The sequence below is a fragment of the Aquibium pacificum genome, from assembly GCF_040839445.1.
Classification (GTDB): Bacteria; Pseudomonadota; Alphaproteobacteria; order Rhizobiales; family Rhizobiaceae; genus Aquibium; species Aquibium pacificus.
Window position 1 is genome coordinate 1 of the sequence record NZ_JBDPGJ010000013.1, and the last position, 18366, is coordinate 18366.

Annotated in this window: 11 protein-coding genes and 9 pseudogenes; 13 read left to right on the forward strand and 7 right to left on the reverse strand. The window is 61.3% G+C overall.

Annotation, left to right across the window (positions count from 1 at the left end; translation table 11 throughout):
- Positions 1-127, forward strand: a pseudogene (locus tag ABGN05_RS29515) (IS481 family transposase); the annotation flags it as partial.
- Between the two features lie 25 nt (positions 128-152).
- On the opposite strand, the pseudogene ABGN05_RS29520 reads toward ABGN05_RS29515, so the two are convergent.
- Positions 153-449, reverse strand: a pseudogene (locus ABGN05_RS29520) (IS3 family transposase); the annotation flags it as partial.
- A gap of 46 nt (positions 450-495) precedes the next feature.
- On the opposite strand from ABGN05_RS29520, the gene ABGN05_RS29525 reads away from it, so the two are divergent.
- On the forward strand, positions 496-1899 hold the full coding sequence (locus ABGN05_RS29525) for an IS30 family transposase (RefSeq protein WP_367957631.1): 1404 nt from the start codon (positions 496-498) through the stop codon (positions 1897-1899).
- 253 nt (positions 1900-2152) lie between these two features.
- Entirely contained in the window at positions 2153-2455 is a 303-nt protein-coding gene (locus ABGN05_RS29530) for a hypothetical protein (RefSeq protein ID WP_367957623.1), read from the forward strand.
- A gap of 75 nt (positions 2456-2530) precedes the next feature.
- On the opposite strand, the pseudogene ABGN05_RS29535 reads toward ABGN05_RS29530, so the two are convergent.
- The 3 genes and pseudogenes from ABGN05_RS29535 to ABGN05_RS29545 form a co-directional block, all read right to left on the reverse strand.
- Positions 2531-3238 (reverse strand): annotated as a pseudogene (locus tag ABGN05_RS29535) (IS5 family transposase); the annotation flags it as partial.
- 46 nt (positions 3239-3284) lie between these two features.
- Positions 3285-3629 carry an integrase core domain-containing protein gene (locus tag ABGN05_RS29540; RefSeq protein WP_367957624.1) on the reverse strand — a complete coding sequence of 115 codons (345 nt, stop codon included), beginning with the start codon at positions 3627-3629 and terminating at the stop codon, positions 3285-3287.
- 168 nt (positions 3630-3797) lie between these two features.
- Positions 3798-3926, reverse strand: coding sequence for a hypothetical protein (locus ABGN05_RS29545; RefSeq protein ID WP_373695998.1), 129 nt, complete (start codon positions 3924-3926; stop codon positions 3798-3800).
- A 311-nt stretch (positions 3927-4237) separates the two neighbouring features.
- Here ABGN05_RS29545 and ABGN05_RS29550 point away from each other — a divergent pair, with 311 nt between their 5' ends.
- Positions 4238-5257, forward strand: coding sequence for an IS110 family RNA-guided transposase (locus tag ABGN05_RS29550; protein WP_367957625.1), 1020 nt, complete (start codon positions 4238-4240; stop codon positions 5255-5257).
- A 263-nt stretch (positions 5258-5520) separates the two neighbouring features.
- Here ABGN05_RS29550 and ABGN05_RS29555 read toward each other — a convergent pair.
- Together ABGN05_RS29555 and ABGN05_RS29560 are read right to left on the reverse strand one after the other, a co-directional pair.
- Positions 5521-5841, reverse strand: a pseudogene (locus tag ABGN05_RS29555) (IS5 family transposase); the annotation flags it as partial.
- 30 nt (positions 5842-5871) lie between these two features.
- Positions 5872-6438, reverse strand: a complete 567-nt coding sequence (locus ABGN05_RS29560) for an IS3 family transposase (RefSeq protein WP_367957633.1) — start codon at positions 6436-6438, stop codon at positions 5872-5874.
- Between the two features lie 797 nt (positions 6439-7235).
- Between ABGN05_RS29560 and ABGN05_RS29570 the strand changes: the two genes are divergently transcribed.
- The 5 genes and pseudogenes from ABGN05_RS29570 to ABGN05_RS29590 all read left to right on the forward strand — a co-directional run.
- Positions 7236-8792, forward strand: coding sequence for a hypothetical protein (locus ABGN05_RS29570; protein ID WP_367957626.1), 1557 nt, complete (start codon positions 7236-7238; stop codon positions 8790-8792).
- Positions 8793-8859: 67 nt separating this feature from the next.
- Complete coding sequence (locus ABGN05_RS29575) at positions 8860-9855, forward strand: glycosyltransferase (RefSeq protein ID WP_367957627.1); 996 nt, start codon at positions 8860-8862, stop codon at positions 9853-9855.
- A 210-nt stretch (positions 9856-10065) separates the two neighbouring features.
- The gene (locus tag ABGN05_RS29580) at positions 10066-10560 is read left to right on the forward strand and encodes a Rossmann-fold NAD(P)-binding domain-containing protein (protein WP_367957628.1); all 495 of its coding nucleotides are present in this window, start codon (positions 10066-10068) and stop codon (positions 10558-10560) included.
- Positions 10561-10933: 373 nt separating this feature from the next.
- Positions 10934-12067 carry an acyltransferase family protein gene (locus ABGN05_RS29585; protein ID WP_367957629.1) on the forward strand — a complete coding sequence of 378 codons (1134 nt, stop codon included), beginning with the start codon at positions 10934-10936 and terminating at the stop codon, positions 12065-12067.
- A 133-nt stretch (positions 12068-12200) separates the two neighbouring features.
- Positions 12201-12726: pseudogene (locus ABGN05_RS29590) on the forward strand (helix-turn-helix domain-containing protein); the annotation flags it as partial.
- 194 nt (positions 12727-12920) lie between these two features.
- Here the strand turns inward: ABGN05_RS29590 and ABGN05_RS29595 are convergent.
- Positions 12921-14212: pseudogene (locus ABGN05_RS29595) on the reverse strand (IS110 family RNA-guided transposase).
- A gap of 149 nt (positions 14213-14361) precedes the next feature.
- Here ABGN05_RS29595 and ABGN05_RS29600 point away from each other — a divergent pair.
- From ABGN05_RS29600 to ABGN05_RS29615, 4 genes and pseudogenes are all read left to right on the forward strand, one after another.
- A pseudogene (locus ABGN05_RS29600) lies at positions 14362-14670 on the forward strand (integrase core domain-containing protein); the annotation flags it as partial.
- Between the two features lie 110 nt (positions 14671-14780).
- A pseudogene (locus tag ABGN05_RS29605) lies at positions 14781-15807 on the forward strand (IS110 family RNA-guided transposase).
- A 287-nt stretch (positions 15808-16094) separates the two neighbouring features.
- Positions 16095-16975 (forward strand): annotated as a pseudogene (locus tag ABGN05_RS29610) (ISAs1 family transposase); the annotation flags it as partial.
- 137 nt (positions 16976-17112) lie between these two features.
- A partial coding sequence (locus tag ABGN05_RS29615) for an ISL3 family transposase (RefSeq protein ID WP_367957630.1) occupies positions 17113-18366 on the forward strand: 1254 nt, incomplete at its 3' end.

Sequence of the window (18366 nt, forward strand, 5' to 3'; positions counted from 1 at the left end):
CAAGAAACTCGGCCGGTTCGATCGCGTCGGCCACCGCACCACCGGCGATCGTAAAGAGGGCACGTCGCGCGGCGCCGGCTGGGAGTTCGTCCATGTCGCCATCGACGACGCTTCGCGCATCGCCTTCGACGGAGGCCGGTTCGTTTGAGTCTCGCCGCCGGGGCTGGTTCTTCCATCATGACGTAGTAGCGCTCCTCGGCTTCGGCCGACGAGATTTTGCCGAAGGGCTCCAGCAGCCGGCGATTGTTGAGCCAGTCGACCCCGGTCAGCGTGGCGAACTCGACCGCCTCGAAGCTCCGCCAGGGCCCGCGTCGATGGATGACCTCGGTGATGTAGAGGCCGTTGACCGTCTCGGCGAGAGCGTTGTCGTAGGAGCCGCCGACACTGACTATGGAGAGTTCGATGCCGGCTTCGGCAAGATGCTCGGTGTAGCGGATGCTGACATATTGGGCGGATTCAAGTGGTCGTCGCAACACTCGCAAGCGGGAGGTTACGATGACTCTTCGAAAGCGGCGGTCGCATCGATCTGGTCGGGCGCCATTGCCATCGCCAGGACGCCCTCCAGAGGCGAAGCGCGCTGAGCTTCAGCAGTTTTGGTTGGGAATTGCGCGGGGAGTTACGAGCGAGAATGCTGCATTGGAGGCGGGCATATCGCAGCCTGTCGGAGCAAGGTTGTTCCGAAAGGCAGGCGGCATGCCCCCATCGATGTTCAGATCGTCAGCCAAGCCGCCATCCGGCCGGTATCTTTCCTTCGCGGAGCGGGAAGAGATCGCACTTCTACGCGTGCAGGGCCTGTCGGTGCGCAGCATCGGTCGCATCCTCGATCGAGCCGCTTCAACGATCTCCCGGGAGTTGCGCCGCAACGCTGCCACGCGCAGCGGCGGCTTGGAGTATCGCGCCTCGACTGTACAATGGTACGCTGAGCGATCGGGGCAGCGCCCGAAGATCGCGAAGCTTGCGTTGAACCCAGCCCTGCGCCTCTATGTCGAGGAAAGGCTTGCCGGCACAGTTGCCGCACCTGACGGGATCGTTGCTGCTGGTCCTACTGTCCCCTGGAGCGGACGTCGGCATGGGCAACGCAAGGATAGAAGATGGGGAAAGGCGTGGAGCCCAGAGCAGATCGCCCGGCGTTTGGCGATCGACTTTCCAGATGATGGGACGATGCGGATCAGCCACGAAGCCATCAATCAGGCCCTCTTCATCCAAGGTCGAGGAGCGCTGCGTCGAGAGCTGACGGCATGCCTGCGGACCGGGCGAGCACTGCGGACGCCACGGGCGCGTGTCGGCCTTCGTGGCAAGGGCTTCGTGTCATCCGAGATCATGATCAGCCAACGCCCGGCTGAAGCTGATGATCGTGCAGTCCCCGGACATTGGGAGGGGGATCTCATTCTGGGGCTTGGCAGTTCGGCGATCGGCACGCTCGTGGAGCGCACGACACGGTTCACGATGCTGCTGCATCTACCGCGGCTGCACGGCCATGGCGAAGTACCGCGATCCAAGAATGGACCGGCCCTTGCCGGACATGGTGCGGAGGCTGTTCGTGACGCAATCACGCGCACCATCACAACCCTGCCCGAAGAACTTCGCCGCTCGCTGACATGGGATCAGGGTGCCGAGATGGCTCAACATGCCGCCCTCAAGATCGACTCGGGGATCCAGGTCTACTTCTGCGACCCTCAAAGCCCTTGGCAGCGCGGCACAAACGAGAACACCAATGGCCTGCTGCGCCAGTACTTTCCGAAGGGCACGGACCTCAGCGCGCATACCGCCGAAACGATCGCGGCGGTTGCAGCGACTCTGAATGCGAGACCTCGGAAGTCTTTGGGCTGGAAGACTCCAGCCGAAGCGCTTGACAAATGGCTGGCGCAGGGGAATCCAGCTCCTGCGACGACCGCTTGAATCCGCCTTGGGAGCCCCTGTCGGAATGGTCCACCAGACCGCCGCGATGAATGGGTAGCTGTTCGTGCAGGGCCTGTTCGAGAGTGCCCAGTTTTCCCCGAGCCAGCTTGGGGCGCCGCGATGCTGACGCGAGGGGTTATATCCTTCGGCCAGCGACGATGAAAAAATGGCATAATATTCGCCTGTCCTGCAGTTTCATTTGACAGTTAATATATCATGACGCAAGGTAAAGGACACGGTCGGCGGGTGGAAAATGAGAACCTTTGCAATTGTCGTTTGTCATCGATTCGACAGCAATTATCAGAAGCGATATGATAAACTTTTGGAATTGCTCTCTACCTATCCAGAAATATGGATGGAAGCGCCTTCCATGTTCATTCTGAAGACGGATGAGGAAATCGGGAGCGTTGAAGAGAAAATCCGAAGCGCCGGCTTTCAGCCTGAGACAGACACACTCTTGGTTATCGACGTAACGGAACAGGAAGCCGTCTTCGCCGGGAGAATCGAAAATCTGGCGCGGCTACAGGCGATGTTTCAGCCGAAAATGATGAATTAACTGGAGCATGGCCGGCCTGATAGCAGATGCGAAGGCGAACGTGTTGTGGGAGCCGCTAGGCTCAGGACCCATTGAGAGCCAGAGGATCACGGCTGCAGCGATGCAGATGGCTGAGAAGAAGGTGTGTGCGCATCGGTCGTAGCGGGTTGCGATGCGCCGCCAGTCCTTGAGTTTGGCGAACAGGTTTTCGACCTTGTGGCGCTGGCGATGGAGGACCTTGTCGTAGTCGAAGGGGACTGTGCGACCGCGGCTCGACGGGATGCACGGCGTGATGCCCCGGGCTTCGAGTTCGGCGCGAAACCATGCGCTGTCATATCCGCGATCGGCAATCAGATGAGAGGCCGTCGGCATGGAGTCGAGCACGAGGCGCGCGCCCTTGTGGTCGCTCATCTGGCCTTCCGACAGGCGCAGGATGATCGGCCGTCCGTCAGCGTCGTAGATGGTGTGGAGTTTGGAGTTCAGCCCGCCTTTCGTTCGTCCGATACGACAGGGAACATCCCCCTTGTCACTAGGCTCGCCGCCGTGCGGTGGGCCTTCAGATGCGTCGCGTCGATCATGATGCGCTCGGGCTCTGGTCTTGGCCGACGAGGCCTACGAAGATGCGGTCGAACACCCCCATAAGGCTGCAGTGCATGAAGCGGTTCTAAAACGTCTTGTGCGGGCCGTAGCCGGCCGGCGCGTCCTTTCACTGCAGCCCGATGCGGATCACTTGATGATGCCGCTCACCACCCGCCGGCCATCAACCCGCGGAACGCCGTGCGGCAGCGGGAAGAACGGCGACATCCGCGCGATCTGGCGCTCCGCCAGCGGACTTGGGTCGGCCCCGGCCTTACCTTGGAATACGACCTTGCCAGCATCGTCGACAACGTAGACGCTGGTCTCCTTCGTCGACACATCCAGCCCGACATTGGAGTGCGCCCCTGAGGGTGGACAGTGGTCGGGCTGCTGTTCTGCCAGTCTGACGGATGTGTTGATCCTCGAACTGCTGCGGGCTCAGATAGCCGAGCGCCGAATGGAGCCTGCGGTTGTTGTAGACGTCCTCGATGAAGCGGGGTAGGTGTTCAGTGACGTCGTCGAAGGTTTCGAAAGCCATAGGGTAGACGGCTTCGACCTTTAGCGTCTTCATGAAGCTCTCGGCCTTGGCGTTGTCATAGGGATTGCCTCTGCGGCCCATCGAGCCGATCAGACCTTGATCGGCAAGAAGCTGCCGGTAGATCTCGGCAGCATATTGCGAGCCGCGATCGGAATGGTGAATGCAGCCTAGGGTCCGGACTCAATTGCACCAGTAGATGACGGTTGCTGCGATGAGGGCTGCGGCGAGGAAGTTTCTGGCGAGCTTGTTCTAGCGGGTTGCGATTCGACGCCAGTCCTTGAGGCGGCACCAGAGGCGCTCGACGAGGTTCCTGGCCTTGTAGGCGTCGCGATCGTAGGGGATGGGGTTGCGCCGGCTGGTGGTGGAGGGGATGACCACCTCGGCGCCCGGGTCGGCAATGGCGCTTCGGATGGCGTTGGTGTCATAGCCCCTGTCGGCGATCAGCCTGTCGAAGCGGCCCCTCGCTTGCTCGCAGGTTGGTTGCCATGGTCATGTCGTTGATGTTGCCGGCCGAAAGCATGAGCAGACGCGGCCGGCCTTGCGGGTCGGTCAGTCCGTGGAGCTTGCTCGTCCGGCCGCCGCGCGAGACGCCGATGGCTTGCGCGACGGCCCCCCTTTATGGATGGCCCGCCCCTCCCGCCGAAGCTTGTGTGTAGGATGTCGGTGTTCAAGAGAGGAAGGAGCGGACCATGAGCATTGTGATCCTTGGCATCGACCTGGGCAAGAACAGCTGCAGTGTCGTCGGCCTGGACGAAAGCGGAAAGGTCGTCATTCGACGGCGAATGCGACGCGAGGGGGTGATCGCGTTCGCTACAAAGCTGTCGCCCTGCATCATGGCGATGGAAGCCTGCTGCGGTGCACATCACATGGGGCGATCGCTGGCGGCACTGGGCCATCAGGTCCGTTTAATGTCTCCGGAATATGTGCGCCCTTATGTGAAGGCTCAAAAGAACGATGACCGCGATGCTGAGGCGATCGCCGAAGCGGCGACGCGACCCACCATGCGCTTCGTCGAACTCAAGAGCGAAGAGCAGCCCGACGTTCAAACCCTGCATCGAGTGCGTGACCGCCTGGTCAGTGAACGCACCTCGTTGACCAATCAGATCAGGAGCCTGCTTTTGGAGCGCGGGCACGTCGTGGCCCAGGGTCACGCCCGGCTGCGTCTTTCGCTGAGTGAACTGCTGGACAACGGCGGCGACGCGCTGAGCCGACGGATGGCGTTCCTACTCGAGGACATGCGTTCGCGCTGGGAAGAGCTGGACCGCCGCATCGCGGCCTTTGACGCCGAGTTCGCAACCATGGCGCGGACCGACGACCGCGCCCGGCGACTGACAGGCATTCCCGGCATCGGAGCGCTGAATGCCACCGCACTGGTAGCCGCAGTTGGCAGCGCGGCAACATTCGACAAGGGACGCGACCTCGCCGCATGGTTGGGCCTTGTGCCTCGGCAAGCCACAACTGGAGGAAGGCCGAAGCTCCTGGGTATCACGAAGCGCGGAAGCAGGTATCTGCGCAAGATGCTGATCCAGGGCGCACGGTCGGCTATACCCTCGTTGACCAAGAGCAACACGGCGGTCGGATCGTGGCTGCGCGCACTCCTCGCTCGCACCCACCTCAATGTCGCCGTCGTCGCGCTGGCTGCGAAGATGGCCCGCACTGTGTGGGCGCTGCTCCACCACGGAAGGACTTATCAGGTCGCGTCGAAGTAGGGATGAGGAACAAACGTCCGGATATTAACTGCCGGACGTCACGAGCTGCGAGTGGTGAAAGGAAGATGGCCTGACAGTCGATCGGTGTTCCGAAAACCTCCGGCGTAAAATGGCCCAACGAGGCCGGCCCCTTTATGAGGATCGGAACGCGCGGATCTCCATCTTGGCGGCGGCCGTCAGGCCGACATGCCGGATACGTTTATGCAGACTGTTCACACCATCCTCCAATCGTCGCTTGCAACCGGGGCGGGCCATACGTTTTCGCCGCCCGCCGAGCGGTGCGCCTTGATGTGGGTGGCATCGATGGGGACTGTTCCCCACACGCCGCTATGGCCGGTCAGCGCCTCGAACATTCCCAGCCAGATGCCTTGGCGGCTCCAGCGGTTGAAGCGGTTGTAGATCGTGGTGTACGGCCCGTATTCGGGCGGGCGGTCACGCCAGCGGGCGCCGCTCTTGAGCATGTGCACGATGCCCGAGATGACGCGTCGGTCGTCAACCCGATGTGCACCCTTGCGCCCTCGAGGAAGCAAGGGCTCGATCCGAGCCCACTCCACATCGCTAAGCCAGGTCAGACGCTGCTTCACAAAGCCCTCCGTTCCAACGGAACCCTTGAATCAGCAAATCAATCCCGCGCCAACCCTATTGAGTACAGACCCTAGCGGTGGTCTTCTCCGATTGATAGCGGCCCTCAAGGCGGCGACCGTCAGGCGCGCATCGATGGAGCGGCCGATGGCGTAGCCGACGATCAGGCGCGACCAGGCATCGAGCAGGACGGCGACATAGACGAAGCGGGTCGGCAGCGCGACATAGGTGATGTCGGAAACCCACAGCTGGTTCGGACCGGCCGGAACCATCTCCTTCGCCAGATTGGGGAAGATCGGGCCGTCATGATCGCTGTCGGTGGTGGCCACGAAGCGCCGCCTCATCTTGGGCTGCAGATCATGCTCGCGCATCAGGCGCCGGATCTTTTCGTGGTTCACGACGAAGCCTTGCTGACGCAGCGCAGCGCCGACGCGGCGATAACCGTAGGACTCGAACCCGTCGCAGATCGCGAATATTGCCTCGACGATCGCGGTGTCGTCGGCCGCCTTCTCCGGGCGGTCGTAGTAGGTCGAGCGCGCGATCCCCATCAGTCGGCATCCTTCGGCGATGGAGATGCCGCGGGGCCGGTGACGACGGATGCAGTCCCTCTTCTCGGCGGCGGTGCGCTTTTCAGAGCCCCCTTTAGAAACTCCAGTTCCAGAGCCTGCTTGCCGACGAGCCGCTCAAGGGCCGCGATCCGAGCCTTGCATTTCTGGATAAGGTCGGCGGCCCGCGCATCGTCATCGAAGGCGCCTTCCTCATATTTACGTACCAGACACGGATCAGGTTGCGGGTGACGTCGTGCCGTTTCGCCAAACCGTGAAGCGTCTCGCCTGACAGATATTCCTGCGCGACCTGCCGCTTAAACTCGATGCTGTGAGTGCGATATCTTGCCATGGGTTCCCTTTTTGATAACCCGACAAGCCTGGTCAATTCCTCAAGCCGATCTGTCCACCCTCAGGGGCGCACTCCAAAGCGGGGTCTTTACTCCGCCGGAACACACGGGAGCGGCAACCGAAGCCGAAGATCGAACCGTGGAAGGACCAGCTGGACGGGCTCCTCAACGGCAATCTCGGCAAGGCGGCGCGCGAGCGATCCGACCATGCCGATGGCAAGGGCTCCCCCGCCGCCCAAGCCTAACCGGCGAGCTGCTAACGGAGCGTTTTCCACGTCTCCCAGCGTGAGCATTTGCGTGCTATGACGATGTGAGGGATAAGATCGGCCCGTCGTATGTGAATTTAAGGCTCGCAATGCAGAACGATAGCCACGCGGCAGCGAAAGCTTTTGTAACCGGCAGGGACACTCGCGACGCGGATCGACCGATCATCATTGCCGCGATCGGTGTCGTCATGATTAGACGCCGAGTGTTCGGGTCCGCGAACCCGAGTGAAGCCGGATGAGCATTGCTGACTCGCCCTCTCGACCACGTCACTGGCCATTGACCTACATATTCCCCACCTCGTCTGGCCTGGGGGGCAGATGGACGACGGTCATCTACGGCCTGTTTCTGGCCGGTGTGGCGCTGTGGATCCTCAATTACCTGTTCCTCGCCACGGCCCGGCACCAGGGCGACGAGGACAACTATCTCTTCGCGTCGAAGGTACTCGCGAACTGGCTTTTGCAGCGGCCGCCCGTGCCAACGCTTGCCAAGGTCATCGACGCCGTCGTCGACAATGGCTGGTTCATGCCCGGCATGCTCCTGGTCACAGTGCCTGCCTTCATCGCCGATCCGTTGCTCAGCGCGGCTAACCACATCTGGCTCTGGCGCCTCAATTCGGCGCTGTTATCGTTTGCGGTGTGGATCTGGACACTACGCAGGGTCGACCTGCTCCTTGGGCAGACGTTTACGATCGCGCTACTGATATGTCCAACCCTTATCTTGGGCTGGATCCTGTTTACCTCGACGATCTTCGGAGAGGTCGTGGGAGGCCTCTTGATCGCCGTTGCCTTCGCTCAAGCCTATCGGCTTGCGCTCATCCTCCTTCACCAGGATCGAGTCGACCTCGCGACGATTCTGCGATTCGAACTTCTCCTGCTCGCGGTGGTCTATGTCCGCGGCAACGCTATCGTCCTTGTGTTTGCGATCCATGTCTTTCTCGCCGTCATGGTCCTGCTCGCGGACAGGCGGGAGTTCGTCCTGCGCAACCTGAGCAACAGTCTCGCGGGCGTGCTGGTCTTTGCCGCACTGCTTGCGCCGTGGAGTCTGCTTGTCAGCAGCAAGCTCGGCGGGCCGGTTCTGACGACCAGCACGCTGACCCTGTCGCTGGGAATTACGTTTGGGGGCGCCAACCAGATCTGCTTCGGGCCCTGTCCGGGCGACAACACTTGGCGCGAAGCGGTCAAGTTCTCCAGGGAATATGGTAGAGCACACCAAATCAGCGAACTTGAGGCCCAGAAGCTGATGACCGACTACGCGCTCCGCAACGTCACCTACACGTCCTATATGAAGCGCGTCGCCCACAACTTTCGCTCGTTCCTGTCGACCCCCACCGCATTCTTCGACCGGTTCGCGTCAGGTGTGAAGTCGATCACCGACAAGGATGTCCTCGCCGCCCTATCTGATTTGGTCAAATACGCCTCGCTGGCGGTTTACGTCCCGGTGATATTGCTTCTTCTATGCGCGAACGTGTGGATCGTGACCCCGCGGAACCTCGAGATGCAGGTGATGAGCCTATGCGTTAAGTTGTTTACTCTCTGCATCTTCGTACAGCCGTTTCTCCACCCCAGCCATGCGCGATACTGGCCGCTTTTCGCCCCGCTGATGGGGCTTTCGGCTGCCTTCCTGTTCAATCTCGCTTTCGCCCGAAGGCTCGGTCCGGCTGGAGTTTTTCCCGACCTGGCGGCCGCCTCAGTCAGGCCCCGGGTGGGCACGTTCCTCCTCGTGGTCCAGGCCCTCTATTCGGCGATGTTCATCCTCATGGCGTTTCAGATCTGCTGCTTTCTAATCGCCTAGCGGGTGTCCTGATCAAACAAGTTGCAGACATTTTCCGCGCCGAGGGCGAAACAGCGAGAACCGCTCCATGATTAAAGTATCGATTGTCACCCCCGTCTACTCGGGCGAGGCCTATCTCCGGCGTCTCGTCGGGGAGGTCGAGCGGCTGAGGGACGAGTGCGTCGCCAAACAGGCGCCGTTTGCGGCGCACGAACTGATCCTGGTGGATGACGAAGCGGTGGATGGATCCGGCGTTCTCATCGATGAACTGGGTCGTGAGAAGTCTTGGGTTAATCCAATCCACCTGTCGCGCAATTTCGGGCAGCACGCGGCAACTATAGCCGGCATCCTACACAGTTCTGGGGACTGGGTGGCTACCATCGACGAGGATCTCCAGCATCCTCCCGGGCGCATCGTCGAACTGCTGAGGCGGGCGGTGACCGAACAGCGCGACGTCATCTACGCCAGCCCCTCGGAGGGAATCCACGAGACGATGATGCGCGACTGGACTTCGCGGACTTACAAGCGCCTGATCGAAATGCTGTCCGGTAACCCTAACGTACGAAAGGTGAACAGCTTTCGCCTAATCCGCGGCGCCGTGGCACGCGCCGCGTCGAGCGTCTGTGCCCACGACACGTTCTTTGACGTCGCGCTGTCCTGGTTTACCAAGCGCATAGACGTGGTGACCATGACCCTGAAGGACGAACGCTACATCTCGACCGGGAGGAGCGGCTACCGCTTTCGGTCCCTCCTGTCGCACGCCCGAAAGCTGCTGTTTTCGAGCCACATCAAGATCCTGCGCGCGGCTTCACTCAGCGGTCTCGTCATCTCAGGCATCGTCCTTGTCCTGTCCCTCGTCCTGCTGTTCTCCAAGGTCCTGTTTCCGACCGCCATCGAGAGTGTTGGCTGGACGTCGCTGATGCTGACGATCGCGTTCTTCGGAGGTGTCATCGTGTTCCTGCTCGGCATCGTGCTCGAATACCTTTCCTTCCTGATCCTGCGCGCGCACGGGAAGCCGCTCTACTTTACGATAGACCGGTCGAGTGACGCGGTACTTCACGCCTATTTCGCCCGCTGGACATGACCATCCTCTCCTGGCTCGATTTCGGCCCGCGGTCGCGCCAGAGGGTCGTGGCGCTGTTCGGCCTCGGACTCGTCGGCGCGGCGATGCACGACGCGATCATACGGTCGGAGCGTCCGTCGGAGGCCTTGCTTCCCTTTTCATAAAGCGACACGCGGGCAGACGGCTCGCATCCTCGACGTGCTCAGGCGGCACGCGGCGGAGACCGAGAACGTGGATCTGTCCATCATATGGGCGGCCGGACGGGCTGGTTTCGGTGCGGACAAAGCCACGGTCCTCGACGAGATACCCGCGTTCGAGTCCATCCTCGACCTGAGCGAGACGACGCTCGACATCCTGGCCTTGGGCTCCGTCTGTTTCCATTTCCTGAGTTCAGCGGGCGGCCTATTCGAGACACAGGTCGATGTCGATGCCGCCACCCACTTCGCACCGCTGCGGCCTTACGGCGTCTACAAGCTTGTGCAGGAGGCGAAGGTCGAAGCCCTGCGGGCGCCTATTGCGAAGATGATCTACCGGCCCAGCGCCGTCTACGGATATGGGGAGCCGACGGGGCGTGTCGGCCTGCCTATTATGCTGCTGAAGAACGGCCTCGGCAACTGGACGACCCACGCTGTTCGGAAAGCCCGGTACGTTGAGGGACTATGTCCTGAGCGACGACATCGGCGAGTGCGTGCTGCAAAAGCTGGCGGACGGCGGCCGCGGCGTTAACCAGACGTATCTTCTTGCCACCGGCAAACCAACCTAAATGACCGAGATGATCACCCGCATCGAGCGTCTTCCGGACCGGCACGTCTATGTCCAGTACGAGCGCGGCGACAATGCCAGCGACAACACGTTCCGCAGAGCCGCCCTTCCACAGGACTGGCATCCGAGCGGCCGCGAGTCGGACTCTACAAGAAACTGTACCAGATCCGCGCGGCGTTCGGGGCCTGCGACCGGCCAACGGAAAGGAAATCAATTCGTACAGTGGCGAAGTCGCTGATCGATCCGACTATTTGATGTGGAAATCAGCAACTTAGCTTGACTTGCAGTGGCAAGCGGTGTCCGTTGGCGCTCCATTCCACGCATTGAGTTATCAATCTTGACGCATCCTGTCGACACCGGCCCGCGGCTCTACTTCCCCGCACTCGATGGCTTGCGCTTCTTGGCATTTCTCCTCGTCTTTGCGCGGCATACCCTGGGCCCGCAAGACAACAGTATGGTGGCCTTCGCCGTAGAGTTCGGCTGGTCCGGCGTGGATTTGTTCTTCCTGCTCTCCTCGTTCTTATTCTTCGCCATGCTTTCTGCTGAGAATGACAAGAATGGGCAGATCAATTTCAGGTTCTTCTACCTACGGCGGATCCTTCGCATCATTCCGCTCTATTTTCTATATATCGCGATCGTCTGGTCAATCGGATATGCATACGGAACGCCGGGAAATACGATTTGGTCGCTCCTTGCGTATCTGACGTTCACGATCAACCTGCTCTGGGGTTGGACCAGCGAGAGGTGGTCGTTCTTCATGGGCAACCACCTCTGGACAATTGCGTACGAGGAGCAGATTTACCTCGTGCTCCCCTTCATCATTGCGGCCATCATAGGAACCAAAGGTCGACTGAAAATCGCCTTGGCCGCGCTCCTTGTGGCGGCCTGCATCAGCGCATGGCTGCGTTGGTATATAACCTCGCACGGCCTGATGGTAAGTGAGAATACAGTATATATGACCCCGTTCTTGAGAGCAGAGACGGTGATAGCAGGTATTATCTGCGGCATGGCCTGGGCGTCAGATATCTATAAGCGCGTCCCATCCTGGGTATATGGAATTGTGACGCTCCTGATCATTGTGTCGTTGTGGCTGTACACCCGGGAATATGGATTTAGTCAGTTCAATCACAGAAACGGTTTGATTGTCTATCCGATTCTGGCATTGTTATTCTCCGCTCTTCTCCTTTACTGCCTTAGCGAAGAGAGTTACCTTGCGAGGATTCTGGCGTTAGGGCCGATCGCATATCTAGGGAAGATCAGTTATGGACTATATATCTGGCACTTCTTCATTGCCCGCTGGATCCCACCAAGGGTGGCGAAGTACTTTGAACTCGACGTTACCTATGGACTGATGTTCGTGATCGGTCTGGTGCTGACGATCCTTGTTGCCGCTGCATCATATCATCTCTACGAGAGACGCTTCATTCGCCTGAAAGACCGGTTTACGTTTGTTCGAAATCGGCCCGCTTAGCGGTCCCGTCTCCGAGCAGGCGTCGTCGCGCTCTCGGAGTGAGCTTTCCGGAGGTTGTCCAATCGGACCGGGCGGGGGAGACTGGAGTTGCCAGTCTTCCCCGCCCGGTCCGACGTCGCTGCGTCGAGAAGAGATGGCGCTGTCGGTCATAGAAGTTCGTCTTTCGCAAGCCCAGGTGGCGCAGGCGTATGGTGTATCGGCGAAGATCGTGGCGCGCTGGGTCGGGCGCTTCAAGGCCGAAGGGCGCGCGGGCATGACCGATCGCTCGTCTCGGCCCAAGGTGATGCCGAACATGACCCAACAGGCGGTGGTTGACCGCATCGTGGCTTTGCGCCGTTAGCGCTGGACCGGCCGGCACATCGCACTCGAGGTCGGCGCCTCGCCGGCCACCGTCAGCCGGGTGCTCAGGCGCGCCCGGCTGTCACGGCTGAAGGACATTGAGCCGGCCGAGCCGGTCGGGCGCTACGAACCGTGACCACCCCGGCGAGATGATCCACATCGACATCAAGAAACTCGGCCGGTTCGATCGCGTCGGCCACCGCACCACCGGCGATCGTAAAGAGGGCACGTCGCGCGGCGCCGGCTGGGAGTTCGTCCATGTCGCCATCGACGACGCTTCGCGCATCGCCTTCAGCCAGACCCTGCCCGACGAACAAAAGCGCCGTCGTCTTCTTCAGGGCGGCAATCGCCTCCTCTCGCTGCATGACGATGGTCAAGTCGGGTAGTCGAAAACCAGGCGGGTTCCACCGGCAAGGGAAAAGTCTCGTCCATAGCAAACACAGGGTACGCACGATGGCGGCCCTCACCGTCCTCAACACGAGCTTCTGATCCAGGTGGAAGACCCGGACATTATCTACAGGGTCATCGTTTGCGATGCCCTCACGGCCCTAGCTGACAGAGGTCTTCCACCCGGCACCCGCCCTTCGAAGAAGGGCCGGTAGTCTGAACCGCCTTTGACGACAGCGTGCACGACGCGGGCCATCTTGGCGGTAATTGCGGTCATCGCCTTCCGACGCAGGTCTGGACTGTCGCGATCCTTCGCGATGTAGCGCTCGAACTTGTGACGGAACCCGTTCTCACGTTGACGGATAGCAACTGTGCGGCGATCCACAGCGTACGGCGCAGCCTGGCATTGCCGAACTTGGAAAGCCGGGTCTGGCCACGATACTGGCCAGACTGCTGTGTCGACAGGTTCAGCCCGCAGAATTTGAGAAACTGGCAGTAATGATGGAAGCGGCGTAGGTCGCCGGCCTCGGCAATCATCGTCAGCGCATTGATTGGCCCGATGCCGGGGATCTGTCGCAGGAGCTGGTAATCCTGGCTATGTCGCAGCGACTCGTCTGCCTGTGCTTCGATCTCGTTGCGCTGACGGATCAAGCTACGGGCCTCAGCAAACCATGCGGAACATATGAATGGCGGGGGCATCAAGCGGCAACGGCAGCCCGATCGAGGTGCGTGCCGACTCGTAAATATCCATTAGAATCTGTGTTTTGCTGACCTTGCGGCCGACGACATCCCACGCAGCTTTGACGAACTCGTCCTTCGTCAACGCCATGATGCTCGCCGGTGTCGCGAAGGCGTCGAGGAAAGCGAAGAACCAATCGCTGCGACTGTTTCCACGGAAGCGATCGATCTCGGGAAAATACAGCGGCAGGTAGTGTGTCAGGATGCGGTGCTGGATCTCGGTCTTGGCCTTTGCGATCGCCTCATGTGTCTTCGACAGCTCCTGTACGTCATTGGTTCCGGCGCGCAGCGGATCGTGATAGCGCTGGGTCGCCTGGATCTTCAGCATGTGCAGCATCACCTGCGCATCCTTTGGATCGTTCTTGTCCCAGCTGTTGTGCAAGGCTTCGCGGGTTCGGGCGAGCGCCAGCGACGAAATCAACCGTACCTCGAAGCCCGCTTCAGCCAGGCGCCACGCGATGGGTCTCTGATAATTGCCCGTCGCCTCAAAGCCGCAGACTATAGTTCGGCCGTACGCCAGCAGCACCTCAATCAGCCGATCATTCTCGGCACGATTGCTAAGGACCAGCAGCCGGCGGCGCGCTTGCCGCCAGGTGCTTCGATCAGAACTTCGTTGCGCACCTTGGCAATGTCGACGGCTACAAGCAGGGCGTCGGTGGGTATAGAATCTGCAATGGTCATGGTCAGTCTCTCCGGAATGGGTTGTGAACACTCACATTCTAGAGAAACTCTGACTGGCCATGGCCGCCTCGAGCGGTGCGCGCCTGCAGCGAAAAGCTGCGCGCACCGCTTTCTCAGCTGCCTCGGCTCATTCCTTCCTTAGGTGCTACGGCTCGTGCTACCGCTCGAAGGCCTTCGCCAAGGCCTGCCGCAAGCTCGGGCTCAGGCATGTTAGGACAAGGGCCTATACGCCCAGGACAAACGGAAAGGCCGAACGCTTCATCCAGACCGAGCTGCGCGAGTGGGCATACGCCGTGGCCTACCCGAACTCCGACCATCGCGCCGCCTAACTACCGATCTGGCTCCGCCGCTACAATTAGCTTTGTCTACACGGCAGCCTGAAGTCCAAAACGCCGATCAGCCGCCTCGGCCTGACCGCGGACAACCTGTTGAGACTCCACAGCAAAGGAATGGCCTGAAGACGCAGGGCATTCCGGCATGGGGTATGCCGTGATTATGGGATGGCCCGCCCCTCTCCAGAGCAATCGGATAGGATTGCTTCGTTTTGGAACGAGAGAGGAACGGACCGATGTCGATCTTCGTGCTTGGAATTGATCTTGGCAAGAACGTGTGCAGCCTCGTCGGGTTGGATGAGGCTGGTGCTGTTGTCCTTCGTCGACGTCTTCGTCGTGATGGCGTTGTGGATTTTGTCGGCAAGCTGCCGGCTTGCATCGTGGCAATGGAAGCCTGTTGTGGCGCACACCACCTCGGCCGTCTGCTCGACGCGGCAGGTCACACGATCCGGCTCATGTCACCGGAATACGTTCGCCCCTATGTGAAGGCCAACAAGAATGACGACCACGATGCCGAGGCGATCGCGGAAGCCGCGACGCGGCCGACGATGCGCTTTGTGCCGGTCAAGAACGTGGCGCAATCGGACATCCAAGCCTTGCATCGGGCGCGCGCTCGTCTGGTGGCGGAGCTCACGGCGCTGATCAACCATCTGCGCGCGCTTATGCTTGAGCGTGGCATTGTCGTGGCACAGGGGCGGCGCAAGCTGGAGGATACGCTTTCGACCTTTGCCGACAGGGGCGATCCCCGACTGACTCTGCGCATGCGGGTTCTGGTCGAGGGTTTGCGCGCCGAATGGCGCAGCCTCGATGAACGGATCGCTGCCTTCGACGCGGAGTTCGTGGCAATGGCGCGTGAGGACGAAGCGGCCCGTCGACTCTCGACGATCCCCGGGATCGGCGTCATCAACGCCACAGCGCTTATAGCTGCGGTTGGCGACGCGCGGAGCTTCGGACGCGGCCGCGACCTTGCCGCCTGGCTGGGCTTGACACCGCGACAGGCAACCACCGGGGGCAAGCCGCGATTGCTCGGCATATCGAAACGCGGCAACCGGTATCTGCGAGCGAACCTGATCCATGGCGCGCGAGCTGTGCTGCCGCACATCATGATGCAGACCACGCCCGCTTGGTCGATGGGCACGCGGCCTGTCGGAAAGGACGCACAAGAACGTTGTCGTCGTCGCGCTGGCGGCCAAGCCGGCTCGCATTGTCTGGGCGGTATTGCGCAAGGAGCGCAGCTTCGATCCGGCGATCGCGGCGGCATAGGAAAGAGACGGGCATCGGCTGCCGAGCTGATGGTCGCGACAATCTGCGGGTGGTGAAGAGAAGATGGCCTGACAGTCGAACGGCAACCTGGAAACCTGGACAATTGAACGGTCGCTCGAGACCGGCGTGATTAGAACGACCAGGCTGCGCGGATCTCCATCTTGGCCGGGGCATGATCCCGAGACCGGATACGTTGACGCAGACTGAATAGAGCGATCTTCAATACACCCTTGCAGACGGGGCGGGCCATACGTTCATTGGAGACCTCGAATCAACGAGGTTTCCACATAGCCGATCGCTCGTTCCTGAATCATTTCTCCGCCCTCGAAGACCCGCGCCAGTCGTGGGAGGTGGTCTATCAACTCGACGAGGTCCTGCGCTGTGGCGTGCGCAAGCCGGACCTCTTCGGCGACTGCGGCCTTACGAATGGGGCATTCCCTCGCCTGACACCCTAAACGACGTGATGAACGCGCTGCCGGCCAGTTTCTTCTCGGGGTGCTTCACGGCATGGGTGGCCGGACTGGCCGAGGCCAAGCCGGACATCGACGGCAAGACATCGCGCCGCCCGAGAGCACGCGACGGGTCACCGCTGCATCTGGCGTCGGCCTGGGCGAGTCGCCAGCGGCTCTTCCTCGGACAGTAGGCGGTCGCAACAAAGTCCAACGAGATCAAGGCCATCCCGATGCTCTTGGAGCGCCTCGAACTCACCCGTGCCCTCTTCACAATCGACGCCATGGGCTGCCAGAGCAACATCGCCGAGGGCATCGGCGTCAATGGGCCGACTATCTGCTCGCCCTCAAGGACAACTGGCCGATGCTCGCCGACGACGTGCGCCCCTTCTTCGACGGGGAGTCGGCTGGCGCCTTCGACACTGAGGTCACCATCGACGGGGACCACGGCCGCATTGAAACCCGCCGCCACCGCGTCAGCCACTACGTCGCATGGCTTTCCATGGACCGCCGCTTCCCGGGAGAGCCGCGCTTTCCCGCCTTCGCCAGCCTTGTCATGTTCGAAGCGGGAATCAAACGTGGTGCACCTCGCTATAGGCCGCAGATACTACCTTTCCTCCGCCAGTCGCAATGCCCGCTTCTTCGCATACCCTGTCCGCGCCCACTGGGGCGTAGCGAACCGACTTCACTGGGTTCTCGACCTCGTCTTCCACGACGACCCGAATCTGTGTTTCGGCGTGGAATAAGGGCTCTGACTCACATCTGATGATTTTGCGTGCCCGAGTGGCGCTGTTTCACGAGGGGAATCAGCGCCATGGCGAACATCATGCGTTTGTCGTCCCTGATCCCGGCCTGATTGGTTGTCGAGAGTGCCGCCGAGGACGATGGGATGATGGTCGTTTCTGCACGGTCGGCTGCCGAGCGTCGGCCGTGCCCGCTCTGCGGTCGCTTCTCCGGCCGCGTCCACAGCCGATACGTCAGGACCATCGCCGATCTGCCGTGTGCCGGCCGGAAAGTCCGACTTCGGCTTACGGCCCGCCGGTTCGTCTGCGAGGCGACGTCCTGTCGACGACGCATTTTCGGGGAGCGGTTCGAGGACAAGGTGGTGGCGGAGCGTTCCCGGCGGACGTCGCGTCTCGAATGTCTCGTTCATCATCTCGGGCTGGCGCTGGGTGGCAGACCGGCCGCCGGCTTTGCCAAGAGGCTGATGGTGCCGGTCAGCAATGACACGCTCCTTCGGGTGGTCCGGAAACGGGCGAAACTGCCTGAGGCGCCGCTGAACGTCATCGGCATCGACGACTGGGCATGGCGCCGAAATCATCGCTACGGCAGCATCGTGTGCGATCTGGAGCAGCGCCGGATCGTCGCGCTCCTGCCCGACCGCGAGATCGCGACCGTCCATGCCTGGCTGGCCGGGCATCCCCAGATCGCCGTCGTGTCGCGCGACCGCGGCGGCGGCTACGGCGAGGCGGCGACGAAGGCGCTGCCCGATGCGGTGCAGGTCGCCGACCGCTGGCACCTCATGGAGAATGCAAGTTCCGCCTTCCTGGACGCGGTGCGCAAGTCGATGCGCTCGATCCAGACCGCGATCGGCGCAGCCACGATCAACCCAGACCTGCTGACCTGCGCGGAGAAGCTGCAGTACGAGGGCTACCTCAGACGCGAGGAGATGAATGCCGTCATCGCGGGGCTCGCCAGCGACAGCGTTCCCATCAAGGAGATCGTGCGCCGCACCGGCCATAGCCGCAAACTGGTCCGCCAGGTGATCCGCGGCGAGAGAACGGATGTCTTCCGCATCCGGCAGAGTTCCCTCGAAGCGCACATGCCGATGCTCGACGATATGTGGAACGCGGGTTGCCGCAACGGCGCCGAACTCTGGCAACGCCTGCAGGTCAAGGGCTTTCGCGGCTCACTGCGTGTGGTCGGCGAGTGGGCGACCTGCCGCCGCCGCGCCGAGCGCGCATCCGACCAGCAGCTTCGGAGGGTACCGTCAGCCCGGACCATCGCTCATTTGATGACGACGGCCCGCGATCACCTCAGCAGATCCGACACGGTGACCATGGCCGCCATTGAAGCGGGCGTGCCCATGCTGGTCGAGGCCCGAAGTCTG